The 14,375-nt window shown below is 55.9% G+C and carries 14 protein-coding genes and 1 pseudogene; 13 read left to right on the forward strand and 2 right to left on the reverse strand.

Features of this window, described 5'->3' with window-relative positions; all coding sequences use genetic code 11:
- Position 1: 1 nt before the first annotated feature.
- Positions 2-208, reverse strand: coding sequence for a transcriptional regulator (locus NLY33_RS00540; RefSeq protein ID WP_023707935.1), 207 nt, complete (start codon positions 206-208; stop codon positions 2-4).
- 160 nt (positions 209-368) lie between these two features.
- Between NLY33_RS00540 and NLY33_RS00545 the strand changes: the two genes are divergently transcribed.
- The 12 genes and pseudogenes from NLY33_RS00545 to NLY33_RS00590 all read left to right on the forward strand — a co-directional run bounded on the left by NLY33_RS00545 (position 369) and on the right by NLY33_RS00590 (position 11,997).
- Positions 369-1,238, forward strand: coding sequence for a multiubiquitin domain-containing protein (locus NLY33_RS00545; RefSeq protein WP_023709135.1), 870 nt, complete (start codon positions 369-371; stop codon positions 1,236-1,238).
- The gene (locus NLY33_RS00550; protein WP_023707937.1) at positions 1,235-2,647 is read left to right on the forward strand and encodes a ThiF family adenylyltransferase; all 1,413 of its coding nucleotides are present in this window, start codon (positions 1,235-1,237) and stop codon (positions 2,645-2,647) included. The genes NLY33_RS00545 and NLY33_RS00550 overlap by 4 nt, the downstream gene beginning before the upstream one ends.
- Before the next feature lie 85 nt (positions 2,648-2,732).
- Positions 2,733-3,020: a ubiquitination-like system serine protease family protein gene (locus NLY33_RS29450; RefSeq protein ID WP_353620311.1), complete on the forward strand. Its 288-nt coding sequence runs from the start codon at positions 2,733-2,735 to the stop codon at positions 3,018-3,020.
- 416 nt (positions 3,021-3,436) lie between these two features.
- A complete protein-coding gene (locus NLY33_RS00555) occupies positions 3,437-4,480 on the forward strand; it encodes a M48 family metalloprotease (protein ID WP_156932571.1) in 1,044 nt (347 codons plus the stop codon).
- Positions 4,477-5,073 carry a dCTP deaminase gene (gene dcd / locus NLY33_RS00560; RefSeq protein ID WP_023707941.1) on the forward strand — a complete coding sequence of 199 codons (597 nt, stop codon included), beginning with the start codon at positions 4,477-4,479 and terminating at the stop codon, positions 5,071-5,073. Before NLY33_RS00555 ends, dcd begins: the two co-directional genes overlap by 4 nt.
- Positions 5,070-5,249, forward strand: coding sequence for a sunset domain-containing protein (locus NLY33_RS29595; protein ID WP_084565739.1), 180 nt, complete (start codon positions 5,070-5,072; stop codon positions 5,247-5,249). Before dcd ends, NLY33_RS29595 begins: the two co-directional genes overlap by 4 nt.
- A 159-nt stretch (positions 5,250-5,408) precedes the next feature.
- Positions 5,409-6,597 (forward strand): annotated as a pseudogene (locus NLY33_RS00565) (IS3 family transposase).
- Positions 6,598-6,703: 106 nt separating this feature from the next.
- On the forward strand, positions 6,704-8,131 hold the full coding sequence (locus NLY33_RS00570; RefSeq protein WP_156932572.1) for a hypothetical protein: 1,428 nt from the start codon (positions 6,704-6,706) through the stop codon (positions 8,129-8,131).
- 214 nt (positions 8,132-8,345) lie between these two features.
- On the forward strand, positions 8,346-8,717 hold the full coding sequence (locus NLY33_RS00575; RefSeq protein ID WP_023707944.1) for a hypothetical protein: 372 nt from the start codon (positions 8,346-8,348) through the stop codon (positions 8,715-8,717).
- 144 nt (positions 8,718-8,861) lie between these two features.
- Complete coding sequence (locus NLY33_RS00580) at positions 8,862-9,407, forward strand: hypothetical protein (protein WP_023707945.1); 546 nt, start codon at positions 8,862-8,864, stop codon at positions 9,405-9,407.
- A 348-nt stretch (positions 9,408-9,755) separates the two neighbouring features.
- Positions 9,756-11,756 (forward strand): DEAD/DEAH box helicase, encoded by a 2,001-nt coding sequence (locus NLY33_RS00585; RefSeq protein ID WP_023707947.1) that lies wholly within the window; start codon positions 9,756-9,758, stop codon positions 11,754-11,756.
- Positions 11,737-11,997 carry a hypothetical protein gene (locus NLY33_RS00590; protein ID WP_156934012.1) on the forward strand — a complete coding sequence of 87 codons (261 nt, stop codon included), beginning with the start codon at positions 11,737-11,739 and terminating at the stop codon, positions 11,995-11,997. Before NLY33_RS00585 ends, NLY33_RS00590 begins: the two co-directional genes overlap by 20 nt.
- A 32-nt stretch (positions 11,998-12,029) precedes the next feature.
- Here NLY33_RS00590 and NLY33_RS00595 read toward each other — a convergent pair whose 3' ends face one another.
- Positions 12,030-12,500 carry a hypothetical protein gene (locus NLY33_RS00595; RefSeq protein ID WP_023707949.1) on the reverse strand — a complete coding sequence of 157 codons (471 nt, stop codon included), beginning with the start codon at positions 12,498-12,500 and terminating at the stop codon, positions 12,030-12,032.
- Between the two features lie 121 nt (positions 12,501-12,621).
- On the opposite strand from NLY33_RS00595, the gene NLY33_RS00600 reads away from it, so the two are divergent.
- Positions 12,622-14,364 carry a DUF6119 family protein gene (locus NLY33_RS00600; RefSeq protein WP_023707950.1) on the forward strand — a complete coding sequence of 581 codons (1,743 nt, stop codon included), beginning with the start codon at positions 12,622-12,624 and terminating at the stop codon, positions 14,362-14,364.
- Positions 14,365-14,375 lie beyond the last annotated feature (11 nt).

The following is a 14,375-nucleotide window of genomic DNA, read 5'->3' on the forward strand; positions in this document are numbered from 1 at the left end:
GTTACAGCACCATTAGCTCGGCCTTTTCTTTCGTCGCATCGTCCTCAAAAAACAGCTTTCCGCCCTGCTCCAGGCGAACATCAACCAGCTGATAGAGTTTGAGCGCCTGACGAAGAACGGCGGTTTTGGTCAAGTCTTTTTTGCCAGACAGCTTCTCAAGCGCCTGCATCTCGGCATCGGTCAGATTCAGCGTCATTGTTTTTTTCATATCGTCTCCTTTTCGTTCAGGGCGCGGCAATCTACGGCGCCGACTGGAAAAAGTCAACCAAAAATATACGCTAAGCAGCTATTGCATAGCTAAAAAATAGCTACTATTTATGCATTAAGTGATGAGCGATCACCGCCATCACTCGCAACGGAGCCTTACAATGTCCGACCAAGATACCCTGACTCCTCCTCATACCGGCCACGGCCAGTTTGAGGTCGCGATCAACGATACGGTTCACTCCTTTTCTGACCCGATCGTCACAGGTGAGCAAATCTTGCAAGCCGCAAGACTTTTCCCCACTGACGAGTATCTCGTTTTTCAAAAGCTCGAAGACGGTCAACTCGAAGAAATCCGCCTCGACGAAAGTGTCGATCTTCGCCGTGCGGGACGGGAGCGTTTCATCACTTTCAAGAGTGATCGCTCCTTCCGCTTCACGTTGGATGGTCGCCGTTTTGAATGGGGCCTTCCTTTCATTACCGGACTCCAACTGAAACGGCTGGCCGGAGTCGATCCTGCCACCTATGGCGTTTGGCTGGCGCAACGCGTCGGGGACGACCGGCTTATCGGCAACAACGAGGAGATCGACCTGCAGGCCGATGGCGTCGAACGGTTCTTCACAGGGATCGACACCACGACCGAGGGTTCTGAAGCCCTGATATTGCCGTCCGAAGATCGGGAATATCTCGAAACTCACGGGATCGCGTTCGAGGAAAGGGCAGCAGGTGCTGTCAAGGCAGTCGTTCTGAAGGGTCTTAACCTGCCGAGCGGCCGGTTTGACATCGGCACCGCAGATATACTGGTGCTATTGCCGGCATCATATCCCGACAGCGCGCCGGACATGTTTTACCTGATGCCTTGGGTTCGTTTAGTCAAAGGTAATCGCTATCCCCAAGCTGCCGACCAACCCTACGCGTTTGCCGGTCAAACGTGGCAGCGTTGGTCGCGTCACAATCCCGCGTGGCGCCCCGGCATCGACGGCATCTGGACCATGTTGCGTCGCATCGAACGCGCGTTGGAGATTGCAGCGTGACCACGTCCGACATGACGATTCAGGAGAAGCACTTACGCCTTCTCCAAACCGAACTGCTTCGCCCCGACGGGGCGGAGCATGCGGCATACATTCTCTGCGGACTCTCGCGAATTGAGAGGGACCCTTTTAGCGGCGAGGAGCGAATCCGATTATTGGTGAAAGACGTCCTGCCGGTCGAGCCAGAAGAGATCACTTCAGCGGACGAACGTCACATTTCCTGGCGTACAGATCGCTTTGTGAAACTGCTCGGCCAAGCCGAGCGCACGGGCCTCCATGTTGGTATCGCTCATTCGCATCCTTGCGGTCCTTCGAAATTCTCTTCGCAGGATGATCGCAACGAAGCCGAGCTCGTGCGTTTGGCGCAGAATCGCAACGGCGCTGCTGCGCTCGTTCCAAGCATGTTGTTCTCAGGTGAAGGTGCAATCATAGGAAGGGTCTGGACATCTCCCGATAGGTTATTCGATTTCGAGACCGTTAGAACCGTCAGTTCAGCCTGGAACATTATGCGCCCAGCTGAAGCAAAGCAGACCGCTGACCCGGCGCTTGCACGGCAAGCATTAGCATTGGGATCGGCCTTCAATCGGACGATGAAGGGCTTGCGGATAGGTGTCGTTGGTGCTGGGGGAACGGGCAGTCCACTCATTCAGCAGCTTGGCAGAATGGGCGTTGGGTATTTGGCGGTATTCGACCCAGATACGGTAGAAGAATCGAACCTCAACCGACTGTACGGAGCCACCCATGCCGATGCACGGGATAGTCGGCGCAAAGTAGACGTCGCCAGACGCGAGGTCGAACGGATGGGACTCGGAACGCAGGTTGCTACCTTCGATACGTGGATCGGCACCCCCGAATGCCGCGACGCTCTGAAGTCGATGGACCTCATTTTCGGCTGCACCGACGACCATGACGGGCGCGCGCTCCTGAGCAGACTAGCTTACTACTATCTGATCCCGGTCGTCGACTTGGGCCTCGCACTTCGCGTATCGGAGCGCCACGGCGAAAATATCCTGGAAGCCGATGGCCGTGTCACCGTTTTAGAGCCTGGCGCTTCTTGTCTCGTCTGTCGCAGGATCGTTAATCCAGCCATCGCGGCCGAAGAGGCGTTAAAGCGAGCCGACCCGGAAGAGTACGAACGGCGGAAGTCGGAAGCATACGTTCGTGGTGAAGGGAATCCAGCGCCCGCCGTCGTTTCATTCACGACCTCGGTCGCCACGATGGCGATTGAAGAGATGATCCAGAGGTTTCAGCGGTTTCGTGGATCGAGCGGAATGATCGCAAACAGGGTCCGTAAGTTCGGACAAGTTGAAGACTTCCGACCCGGTGCCGCGTCAGAGCCTTGCCGTGTTTGCGCCAACGATCGCATCCACGGGGTCGGCGATGTTAAGCCTTTTCTTGGAAGGATCGGCTGACGTGATCGCAAGAATTCTCTGCAACATTTTGGCTTGGGCAGGAGCTATTCAACGCCCTGACTTCCTAGCGCGTCGGTCGACGGACATGCCTCCACCCGATGCGTTGACACCTGGCGTATTGTTCATCGTCGGTCCTAAGAGAATCCCCAAGTGGGTAACAGCTCAATGTCCTTCCGGCTGCGGTACGTCCCTTCTGCTCTCGTTGAGTCAGAGCCGACGACCTAGATGGTCCATAGCTTTAGATTGGCTGGGTCGACCAACTTTGGCGCCATCAGTCCGTCGAACAGATGGCTGCCAATGCCATTTTTGGTTGCGGAAAGGCACCGTAGAGTGGTGCGCCGACAGTGGACACCTGGAAACCAAGCGTGATTGACTTCACAACTCAGCTGACGAGAACATCTTTCTAAAAATATCGCTTTCCTCTTGACTCAGGCCTGCTAACAATCACGTTGATTCGGCAGGGATGGGGCAAGGGTATGTTTGCGGCGATGCCGTCGGAAAACCTCAGGCGTCTTGAGTTCTTCCGGCTCGCACTTCTTCTCATTGACCGAGGCAATAGGGACCTGCCACCCCGACTCTCAGAACATTTTGACTGTGTACTTCATCAGGCGCGGGCGCTTTACGCGGACCCGAAAAGCATCTCGCCGGAGGTCATTCCTCAAGCAGTACACTTGGCCAACGACTTCCACATTATTTCTGGTCTCAGAGACGCGCTGGACGGAGTCGATAGAATTGGTGACGTAAGCCCCGAAATCGCGCATAAAGTGCTCCTAAGCTTGGAGCCGGCCATTGCATCCGCGGACTGACCTTAGTCTACTTCTTGAAAGCCTCTCGCAGCTCTCAAAGACGCCCTATTTCAATAAGGCGCTGGAAGCGCACACACGTGCACTCATAGATACGGTGGACCATGTCCTTACCGTATCACCTTCATATGACGACGAGATCGTTCGCTCATTCTCTGAGAAAGCCTGGATCACCCATCGTTATCTGCAAGGATCGACGACAAAAGAGCTACCGTACGAAATCGAATATTGTATGCGATTCGCCATCGCGGACTGGCTGCCGGAGAAATGCCTGGTTACTACGGCGCTAACTGATGAAAAGGATTTCCATCTCAAAGTCGGTGATCCATGGGAATTTGTCGCCAAGGTGCTCACGCGATATGAGCATCCGCTTCCCGATAGCCGGTTGATCTTCATTGGCGTGCCTCGATTGTATAAGCACATGCCACTGTTCTGTAGCGCGCTCTACCACGAGCTCGGGCATTTTGTGGACCTGACGCGCAATATTACTGAAACCACGATGCTTCTTGAGCCAATCGAAGGAGCCTCAGAGGTCGTACAAGATGTCGTACGTCGGCATCGTTGTGAGCATTTTGCGGACCTCTTCGCAGCTTGCTATGTTGGATCCGCGATCGCGGATAGTCTGAACGCAGTACATCCATTCGGAGAGAGAACGCCTACACATCCGCCAACCAGCGAACGGATCGAGGTAATTCGAGGTTTTTTGGCGGACGAATCGTTCGATGAGCTTACGATGTTTCAAGACACGTTGAGCCGCCTCGGAATGCCTAGGCTTGAGCGCCGCTTTGTTGTTCCCGAGATTGAATCGGCATTTGATGACATACGTCCCTATACCCTCACAGGAGAAGCTGAGCTTCATGGGATTATTCCTGCAGGCTGGTCATACATGGCAAAGGCCCTGCACGGAGCCGGGGCCCCCTGGACCAGAGGAGCTCAGCGACTGGAAATAATTCGCGTCATCAATGACCTTACGGAAAAGTCCGTCAGAAATTCTTCGTTGCGACAGCTGTGGTCGAGCGTAAGTCCGTGATCAAACAGGAACTGCTCGAACGTTTAAACAAATCGGGTCCCGAAGGGCTGTGGATCGAGCCCTTGCTTGACCCAGCCCAAATTGGCGAACTGACTACAGATTTGCGCCTAGGCTACGATTTCCTGGTTTCTATCGTGACCCGCCGTCCGTACATTGGCGTGTCCAAAGATGATGCAGGATTTCGAGCTGTATCGTCGTACTTCCAACCGACAAGACGCGAGCTCGGCGAACGGTTCATTTTGTATCCAGATCAAATCGTCCTTACGACTACCCTAGAGTACGTTGCGCTTCCCTCGGATGTTTACGCCGATGTCTTGACCCGAAGCAGCTACACTCGACTGGGAATTGCGGTGAATACAATGATGCAGCCCGGGTTTCGGGGGTGTTTCCCGATCGAGCTGTTCAATCATGGCAACAATCCTGTTGAGCTCGTCGTTGGTGCCAAAATGTTCCAGATGCGTCTAACCGAGTTGGGCGGGCCGACGAGCTATGGCGGGATCGAAAGAAAGTACTTCGGCAACGTCCGGCCAACGCCGTCTCGCGCGGCCGACGATGCAGATATGCACCGACTCTCGCGATTGACCGCCGATTGAGGCGATCTAAGAGGGTTGCCAAGGGCAACATCAGCGTGAGTACTGGCGAGAGAATCTGCCATCTGCCGGGGCAGGAACACTACGATGAGACGGTAATTTCGGCCGGCAAGGGCGAACGATGGTTCTGCACAAAGGATCAGGCGCGCACTGCAGGCTGGCGAAAGGCGAAGAGATAGCGCCGTAGACGAAACCCACGAATGCGAGCGAGCGGCTGGGCCTATTCCACATTCCGTCGGCGCCGCGACAGTTCTGCGAGAACTATTGCAACACTGACGTTGCCCCTTTGGCTTAATCCGGTTTGAAAGTTCGCTCTGGCCCAACGCGAGGACCAGAGAATGAAGCGTAGCCGTTTCAGTGAAGAGCAGATCATCGGGATTTTGAAGGAGCACGAGGCCGGAGTTTCGGTGGCCGATCTGTGCCGCAAGCACGGGGTCAGCGACGCCAGCATCTACAAATGGAAGGCGAAGTATGGAGGCATGGACGTGTCGGAAGCGAAGCGGCTGAAGACGCTGGAGGATGAGAACGCTCGTCTGAAGCGACTCCTGGCGGACGCCATGCTCGACAATGCCGCTTTGAAAGATCTTCTCGGAAAAAAATGGTGACGCCCGCTGCCGAGCGAGAGGCCGTCGCGCATCTTCGAACGGCATTCGAGATGAGCGAGCGGCGGGCGTGCAAGACCATCGGCTGCTGCCGGATGACGGTTCGCCACAAGGCGAGCCGTGGCGACGATGGTGACCTGCGGGAGCGGATGAAGGCGATCGCGCATGAGCGCCGGCGCTTCGGCTATCGCCGCCTGCATGTGCTGCTGCGGCGGGAAGGTTATGTGGTCAATCACAAGCGTCTGTTCCGGCTCTATCGCGAGGAGAAGCTTGCCGTTCGGCGCCGTGGCGGTCGCAAGCGAGCCATTGGAACGCGGGCACCGATGATGGTCCCCGTTGCACCCAACGACCGTTGGTCACTGGACTTCGTGTCGGATCAGCTGACCGATGGCGGTCGCTTCCGGATATTGACCGTCGTCGACGACTGCACGCGCGAGTGCCTGGGGTTGGTCGCGGATACGTCTCTGTCCGGCGTGAGGTTGCCCGCGAACTCGATCGGCTCATGATCGAACGTGGCAAGCCGAAGATGGTGGTCAGTGACAATGGCAGCGAACTGACCAGCAATGCGATCCTTGCCTGGGCCGATGCAAGCCGCGTGGACTGGCATTATATCGCGCCGGGCAAGCCAATGCAGAACGGCTTCATCGAGAGCTTCAACGGTCGCCTCCGTGACGAACTGCTGAACGAGATGCTGTTCACCTCATTGGCACAGGCTCGCGCGGTCTTGGCCAGTTGGCGGGCAGACTACAACTTCAATCGCCCACATTCGCGGCTCGGATGGCAGACCCCCTTCGAAGTCGCCCACACCTTCACCCCGCGACGGGACACAACGCTGCGCACGATGATCAGCTCCGCGCCGGTGCCCGTCGCTCAAACCGCCCAACAGGGCAACATTCATCGCCGGAGCGAACTCAGAATTGGATAAAACTTGGGGGCAACGTCAGGCGACACCGATCAATCCTATCTTTGTCCAAACGCCCGCGCTTCGGAGCCGGTCACCCGATAAATCGACCGCTCGGGATTCTCTCAAGATGACGTTTGCTGCTAAGGTGTCAGAGTCCTATTCTTTAGCGATGGCACGGCGTTGTATCTTCGGTTGTGAACGAGCGGGGTCTGGAGAGCACGTCTTTCCGGCAACCCTCGGCGGGCGTCGGGTCAACAAGGGCATCCTGTGTGACAAACACAACAATGCCTTGTCTTCGTTGGCTGGCGTGCTCTCCGAGCAACTGCGCGTTCTCAACGCGCAAATCGGTGTCCGACCCGATCACAACAAGACGACTCCGCATGCGTCCGTTGTGACCGATTCCGATGGTCGCGAGTACGTTCTGTCCATCGATGGATTTCGGGTCAAAGACGCGCGCCTTGTTTCCGAGGAGCCGTTGGCCGATGGCAGCACCTCAGTCACGATGGAGTTCGGGACGCTCGAGGAAGCAGATCGTTGGATGAAGGCGCAGGCGGAAGCTGGAAACAAGGTCGAACCGATTTCGCGGGCCGAAGGAACGAGCCTTAATCACGGTCAATTTCGGGCCGAGATTAAACTTGGTGGAGCAGAGGGCCTGCGCGCCGTCGGATACGTTGCGCTCACCTTTCTTGCGCACCGGTTTCCTGACTTGGCAAGATCAACAGCCCTTGAGCCTTTCAGGCAGTTCGTCCTGGTGGAGGGGCATTCCAACGATTTTGTTTGGTGGCTCGATCCTCCGTCGGCGTCTGCGAACGACCCGTACCCTTTTGGCCACAAGATTGAGATTGCCATTCCCATGTCGGGGGAGGCCCTCGGCCGTGTGACCTTCTTCTCGAGCGTGGCGTTCGGTGTCCGCTTTGGTACGGTAACCCAAACGAAGGCGGAAACCATTACGACTTACATCGACCCGCTCGCGCCGCATCCTCCGGACGACGTTCGCGAACATCGGTCCGAAGGCTCCGATATCAACCTTGAACGTCCTGCATCCCAGACTGCGACGCTGCGCAACGCGACAACTAGTGGTTCGGCCCAGCGGGCCTTCGAAGCCTTTATGCGGCGGGTGACAGATTACCGCCTACAGGAGGATATGGGGCCTCTCCTTGCTCAGTTGCTTGAGGCCAAGCCATTGGATAGTCGCGAGCGTCGCTCAGTGGTTAACCGCATCGTCGACGCGAACGCGCAGCGAGTCCTGAACCTAATTCGCTACGTCGCCGACGAGTACCGCCGACAGGAGGATGTAACAAGCCCGGCAGCCCGGACAATAGTCACATACCTGGACGCAATGTTTCCCGAAAACAAGCAGCCGTCTGTAGCTTTCGAAATTGCGAGCGACAATCTCCAGGCGGCGGCGCGACAAGCCATCGCACAGACACTTGATGACGAACTCGCGATCGGTTCACTAGATCTTGATCGTCTCGGCATGCTGCTGGGCGGCGGCCCAGGGGCAGAGGTGGTCGGTAGGACCGTGTTGAAGGCTCTCACCGACGTTCTCGCCTGACGAAGCCAGAGCGGTAGGTGGTCAGTTCTGGTGAAGGAGGCAATCGCCTCGTCAAGACTGAAGGCGCGCAGTCCCGGTCGGTCGGTTGGGGAGAGGGCAGGCATCAAAGTGGCTTCGCGCTCGTAGCGTTTCTTCAGCCTGCGCCCCTGCTGTTCATCACCGCTCCAGTGCTGACTGGCGCCTCGGGACAAGACCTTGAAACAGGAACCTTCGGATGCCGCCAACGTCCGAGATTGCGGCTGCGATCATCGTGGCGGGCGAGAAAAAGTTTCGCCTGAGTCTGCGGGAAGCCGAGGAGCGTGCAGAGCGCGAGCGGATTGAAAAGGAAAAGCAGCGCCAGGAATGGCTAGTTCAACTCAACCACGAGCGCCTGCAAAACCTGCGGACCAGCGGGGAGCTGCTGCGTCAGGCTGAAGACATTCGCGCGCTTGTCGAGCGCGTCCGTCGCGCGATCGATGATGGTTCGGCTGATATCGATGCCTCGGCACTGGACGCATGGCAACGTTGGGCGCTCGCAGAGGCAGACAGGATCGATCCGGTGCGGTCCGGTCAAATTTTAACGCATCTCAACGAGCCGTCGCTATAGTAAGTCGCCCGACGCCTTTCTGACCGACAGCCCGCCTGTAGGTGAAAATCGGTGGAGTGATATTGAATAGCGAAGTGAAGAGACGAGCGACACCATTGATGTAACTATACGAACTTTGCACATTGGCATTTTTGGGTCGCGCAAATGACGATCGAAGAACGCAAATATCCCGGTGAGCTTGCATCCCCGCAGCAGCTTCACGAGCTGGCGGAAGAATACCGCAAGGCGGCAAACCTGCTCCTTCAACAAGGCCGACCCGGCAAACCGTTGACACGCGCGCCGTTCAGATTGTCGGCAATTCACGCGATCGAACTCTATCTGACCGCGCTTTTGCTCCACTGTGGGCACAATCCCAATGAGATCCGCAAAATGCAGCACGACCTGTCGGCGCGAACAGAACACGCGCTAAAAGCCGGGCTGCAGCTTCGCACGAAAACCGCCACGCATCTTCAGTCTTTAAGCCAGAACCGGGAATATCTCGTCACCCGTTACGGGCCTGAACTGGCGGCAACCACCTCGCAGATAAACCGCCTTACGGCCACCCTCGAAGAGGTGGCGGCAAAGGTCACGATACTGATCGCGCTGCCCGCTAGAACGCCGCGGAAATCAGAACTTGCTGCGGGCGGCGAGTCTCAAGGCCTGGATTCGGCGGCCTCTCTATCCGCTTCGGTGGCCAATCCAATGACATGATGCACGAGGAATACGTCGATATAATACGCAACCTCGTCGCGTGGCATTGGCAAATTGTCAGGGGTGATCAGATCAGTGAACAATTGATTGTCGACGTAGTCACCAGCATCCCAAAGGCTTCTGGTTAGCGCCTCATTGTTCGGTTCGATCCGCTCAAGGACAGCCTCGAACGCTGAGTTGGCGACATCCATAAGCACAGTGCGGTCGGCCCCGGCGACTGGCAGGGACGCAATAACGGCATGGGACATCAGAGCTGCAACCGATCGCGGCGCCACCGTGTCTAAAGAGAATCGATGCATTGTATCAGACGACAGCATCTGATACATTTTGATAAATAGGAGTCTCATAATGGCCGACGAATGGATGACGATTGAGGACGCATCGCGTTACCTGCAGCTCGGAAAGACCGCCCTGTATGACCTAGCGCGAGAAGGAACTCTGCCGTCAAACAAGGTGGGCAGCAAATGGCTATTCAGCAAAACCGATCTGGACGCCTGGGTCCGCTCCAACATCCCGCTGGAGCAGTATTTCCTAAGGACGCCTGCTCATATCGACGAGAATCTTCAGCTGCGGGAGCCTCAAGTCGAGGCCTACCAAGCCATATACGAATACTTTAAGGCGGGAGGGAAAACGGCGATAATCCAGATTCCCGTAGGCTGCGGAAAATCGGGCATTGCAGCGATCGCGCCGTTCGGCATCGCGAAAGGGCGTGTGCTGGTCGTCGCGCCGAATCTGACTATCAAGGAAGGCCTCTTCGAGGCTTTGGACGTCACCAACCGGCAGAAGTGCTTCTGGCGGAAACGGAGCATCCTTGCGGATGAAGCCATGATCGGCGGCCCGTTCGCCACGACCCTGGACACGGGGAACATCTCGGTTTGCGAGAAATCCCACTTCATCGTATCGAACGTCCAGCAACTCGCCACCAACACTGAAAAGTGGCTCTACAAGTTCCCCAAGGATTTCATCGACCTCATCATCGTCGATGAGGCTCACCACTCGCCCGCCGAAAGCTGGAAAAAGGTCCTGGAGCACTTCGGCGAGGCGCGCGTGATCAACATGACCGCGACGCCCTTCCGTGGCGATGGCCAAGAAATCGATGGGGACCTCGTTTATCGATACCCATTCAAGAAGGCCACGTTCAAAGGCTACATCAAGCGGATCACGGCAAGCTACGCCGCGCCGACCGAACTGGAGTTCACTGCAAAGGGGGAGACCAAGGTCTACACGTTGGACGATGTGCTCGCGATGAAGGACAAGGATTGGTTCAGCCGTGGGATCGCGCTTTCCGACCCTTGCAACCAGACCATCGTCGACAACAGCCTCGAAAAGCTTGAAATGCTGAGAGAGACAGGCACGGCGCATCAACTGATCGCCGTCGCCTGCAGCGTAAATCACGCACGCAAGATCACTGCGATGTATGAGGCGCGCGGCTTCAAGGCGGACCTCATCTACAGTGAGATGAACGAGGACAAGAAGGTTGAGGTCAAACGACGGCTGACGAGCGGGGAACTCGACTGCATTGTCCAGGTGCAGATGCTTGGCGAAGGTTTCGACCATCCCAAACTGAGCGTGGCAGCGATTTTTCGCCCTTTCCGCACGTTGGCGCCATACATCCAATTTGTCGGCCGGATTCTGCGGGTGACCGTGCAGAACAGCCCGGGACACCCCGACAATTACGGCCACGTCGTCACCCACGCCGGCATGAACCTTGATGAACGGCTGCGTGAATTCAAGCTGTTCGAAAGCGATGATCAGAAGTTCTGGGAAGATGTCATCGGAGGCAAGGTGCCTGAGCCGCCTGCGGAAGTGAAGTCGGGTGAAGCTAGGATGAAATTGTCCGAAGGAGTCGTGGTAAACTACGAAATCGTCGACTCATTGATCGAAGAACAGTTCACCTCCGCCGAGCAGGAGGACATCATAAAGGAACTACGTGAAAACCTCGAGAGGTTGGGGTTGGATCCGGACCAGGCCGACGCAATTGTGCTGGCGCGCTCGACCGAGCAGAAAACATCAAGGGCAGCGCAGCCGTATCAGAAACTACCCATCCGGGAATGGGAGATGCGCCGGAAGGGCCTCAATGACGAGGTCAACCGCGCCGCGAACCTGCTCGCAAATAGGCTGGGCATTAACCGCGCCGGCCGCGAGATCGTCAACAGCGGCGTTCCGGCAACAAACAATTTCGTAGCCTGCGTAACGCTAATCAATAAAGAGTTGAAGAGAAATATCCCCAAAGAGCGCAAGGACTGGTCAACTGAGGAGTTCGAAGGCGCGATCAAAAGTCTTGAAGAAATCCTCAACCTGCTGACCAAAAGATATAAGGGGATCCTAGGTGCCAAAGCCAAAGGGTAAGACACCTTCGCTTCTTTCAATGTCAACGGGATCACCAGTCTTGCACATCTGCGGCAAGGCCACGAAATGCGACCGCTGCAACGAGCGAATTCCGACCGCGGCTGTCTGTTTCGAGATCCCGAAGCAGAAGAGCGGCTTCACCGCCCGGCCGATTTTCTGCATCGCCTGCACGAAGGAGATTGTAGAAAAGACGAAGAGCGACCTGTTGGCGATCGAGGTCGTCCTGCAAGCGCAGCCATGATCGGCGGCGGGGGTGCTGGCATCGCCCCTTGCTCAACGTTGCGTTCTCTGCCTGACCTTGGTCTTGGCCAAAATCCGTCGATTGATTTTCTCTTTCCATGCCATCTGCGGCTGGGAGAGCTTCCGCTTTAGCACCGTCTGCTTAAGGAAAGTGTATTCCTTCTCGCCGAACAGGTAGCCGTTGCGCCACGCGTGTTCGATAAGATCGTGGTTGGCGTTAGCGCTGATGTCGGCAGCGATGCGTCTTAGGCCTTCGAACAGGTTACCGGTATCGATCTGGATGAAACGGTTGATACAGACGTTACCAACGTAAGTCGCATACCCGTTCAGCCGATTGCGGATGTAGCAATGCTCCTTGATCTCCTGCCCGCAGGGACAGTTGTCAAATTCATCACTAATTTCGATCGCCTCTAGGAACCACTCCGTCCGGGCTACGTCAAATATCTGCGAGACCGACAGCGGTAAAATATGCGCCTTGAGGCGCTCGAAATTATGGCTTTCCATAGACCACCCTAGAATCCCTGCTTGGTGCTGCAAACAGCTACACTTTGAAAACACTAATTACCAGAATATAGTGGTTTTGGGATTGGCACCTGAGAATAACTTATCTTTTAGGGGAACGGCGATGGAGGGGACCGGGGTAGAGCTAGCGCAGATAACCTTCTTTCTGGCGAAAGAGGGCGTTACCATGGGCTCGATCATCGATGAAGAGGCCGACTTGGCGGGCGAGAAGGCGGTCCAGTCGTTCGACTTCGGCGTGGAGGATGCAGCCTGCCGCTTCATCTATTTCGAAGCGATGTCTGTTCGGAAGAATCCACCGTGGCTCGATTTCATCAATGAGCAATTAGGCGATGCGCCGATTACCTTCGGCACGACCAGCTTGAGCCCCAATGGTTTACTCCTGATCTCGATCGATGAGCGGGTATTCGCTGCGGTATTCGGCCGAAGCGCGACCGGCTGCCTGAACAGAAAGATGCTCGAACCAGATTTCGGCATCAAGACCGCGATGAACATGTGCGGCAATCAGGAAATTCGCCAAACGCGCAGTCAGAGCAATACCATCACGCCGACCCATATCGACCGCCAGGCCGCTAAGCCGTCCGACAGCTTCGTGTTTGGCTTGAGCGAGGCGGAGGACCTGCGGTACATATCGGCGCACATCAAGGGCAGCCGAAACACCACCTTGCAAGGTCGTGACAGCCTGACAGTGAAGGTGATCGGCGAAGACAAGCTCAGCTGGGGGAAAATCATTGCCCAGTGCCAAGAATTCTTTGAGCGCTTCGGCGCGCGGGACTACATCGCCCTATTCCCCAACTACCGCAATTTTCAGCCTGCATCGGATGAGGATTCAGCCATACTCGACGCGGTCTTGGTCGCGGCATTAAGAGCGAAGGATTACGGGAAGGTCGAGCTGTGCATTCCTGAGTTTCTTTCGGAGGAGGATTACAGCTTCTCCTATTCTAACAAGGCCAAGCTAGAAAACACGATCTATTCGTTCCTTGAGCCCAAGCAAATAGAGAAGGTGTTCAAGACGCCGGAGGCTATCACCGTTGAACACCTCCAGAACAAACGCATCTATGCCTATTCGGCGGCTGAGGACCGTGTCCTGGGTTATCGGCACTGGTCGATATACGATTGTCTGGTCTACGAGCACGAGCTCGATGGCCGCTATTTCATTCTGAACGATGGGCGCTGGGTTCAGGTCGATCCCGACTTCTATAATTCCATTATCGAGTTTATCGCCAATCGTGTGCAGGAGGAAGCGCCGGAAGACTGGTATCTCAATATCGACATTAGTGATGATGCCACAAAGACGAATAGTGAAGCGATCTTCAATGCGCAGATCGTCGAACTGCGTCCGACCTGCGTCCTATTCGACCGCGCCAAGCTCCAGATTGGTGTAGGCCGCAAGGACAAGGAGTTTTGCGATGTTCTCGACCTACAAGACAACGGCGTGGTGCGGATAATAAATGCCAAACAGTACAAGGACGCGTCATCTATCAACTACCTGTTCTCTCAGGCAAAATTCTACTGCGAAGCGTTCCTCAACGATGAGACGTTTCTCGGTGAAATTAGAGAATTCATCGAGCAAGGCCCAAGCCCGCAACGGGCAGCGTATCTTGATTACATAAAGCCTGAAATTGAGAACAACCACGGCGCAGACTACGTTCTCTGCCTTTGGCTACTCTACGACAAGAGCAAGGCAGCACCGGCAAAGGGCGGCATCCCCCTCATAGCTCAATACGAGCTCAAGCTTATGCACGACCACCTGCGCAAGGTCTGCAAATTCCAAAACATCATCATTCGTTTCATCCCCGTGAAGACGACGCGATACACACAATCGCGTAAGAATAAGAAAACTGCGTAACGCACTGGCAT

Origin of the sequence: Mesorhizobium sp. C432A (assembly GCF_030323145.1) — a bacterium.
GTDB lineage: Bacteria > Pseudomonadota > Alphaproteobacteria > Rhizobiales > Rhizobiaceae > Mesorhizobium.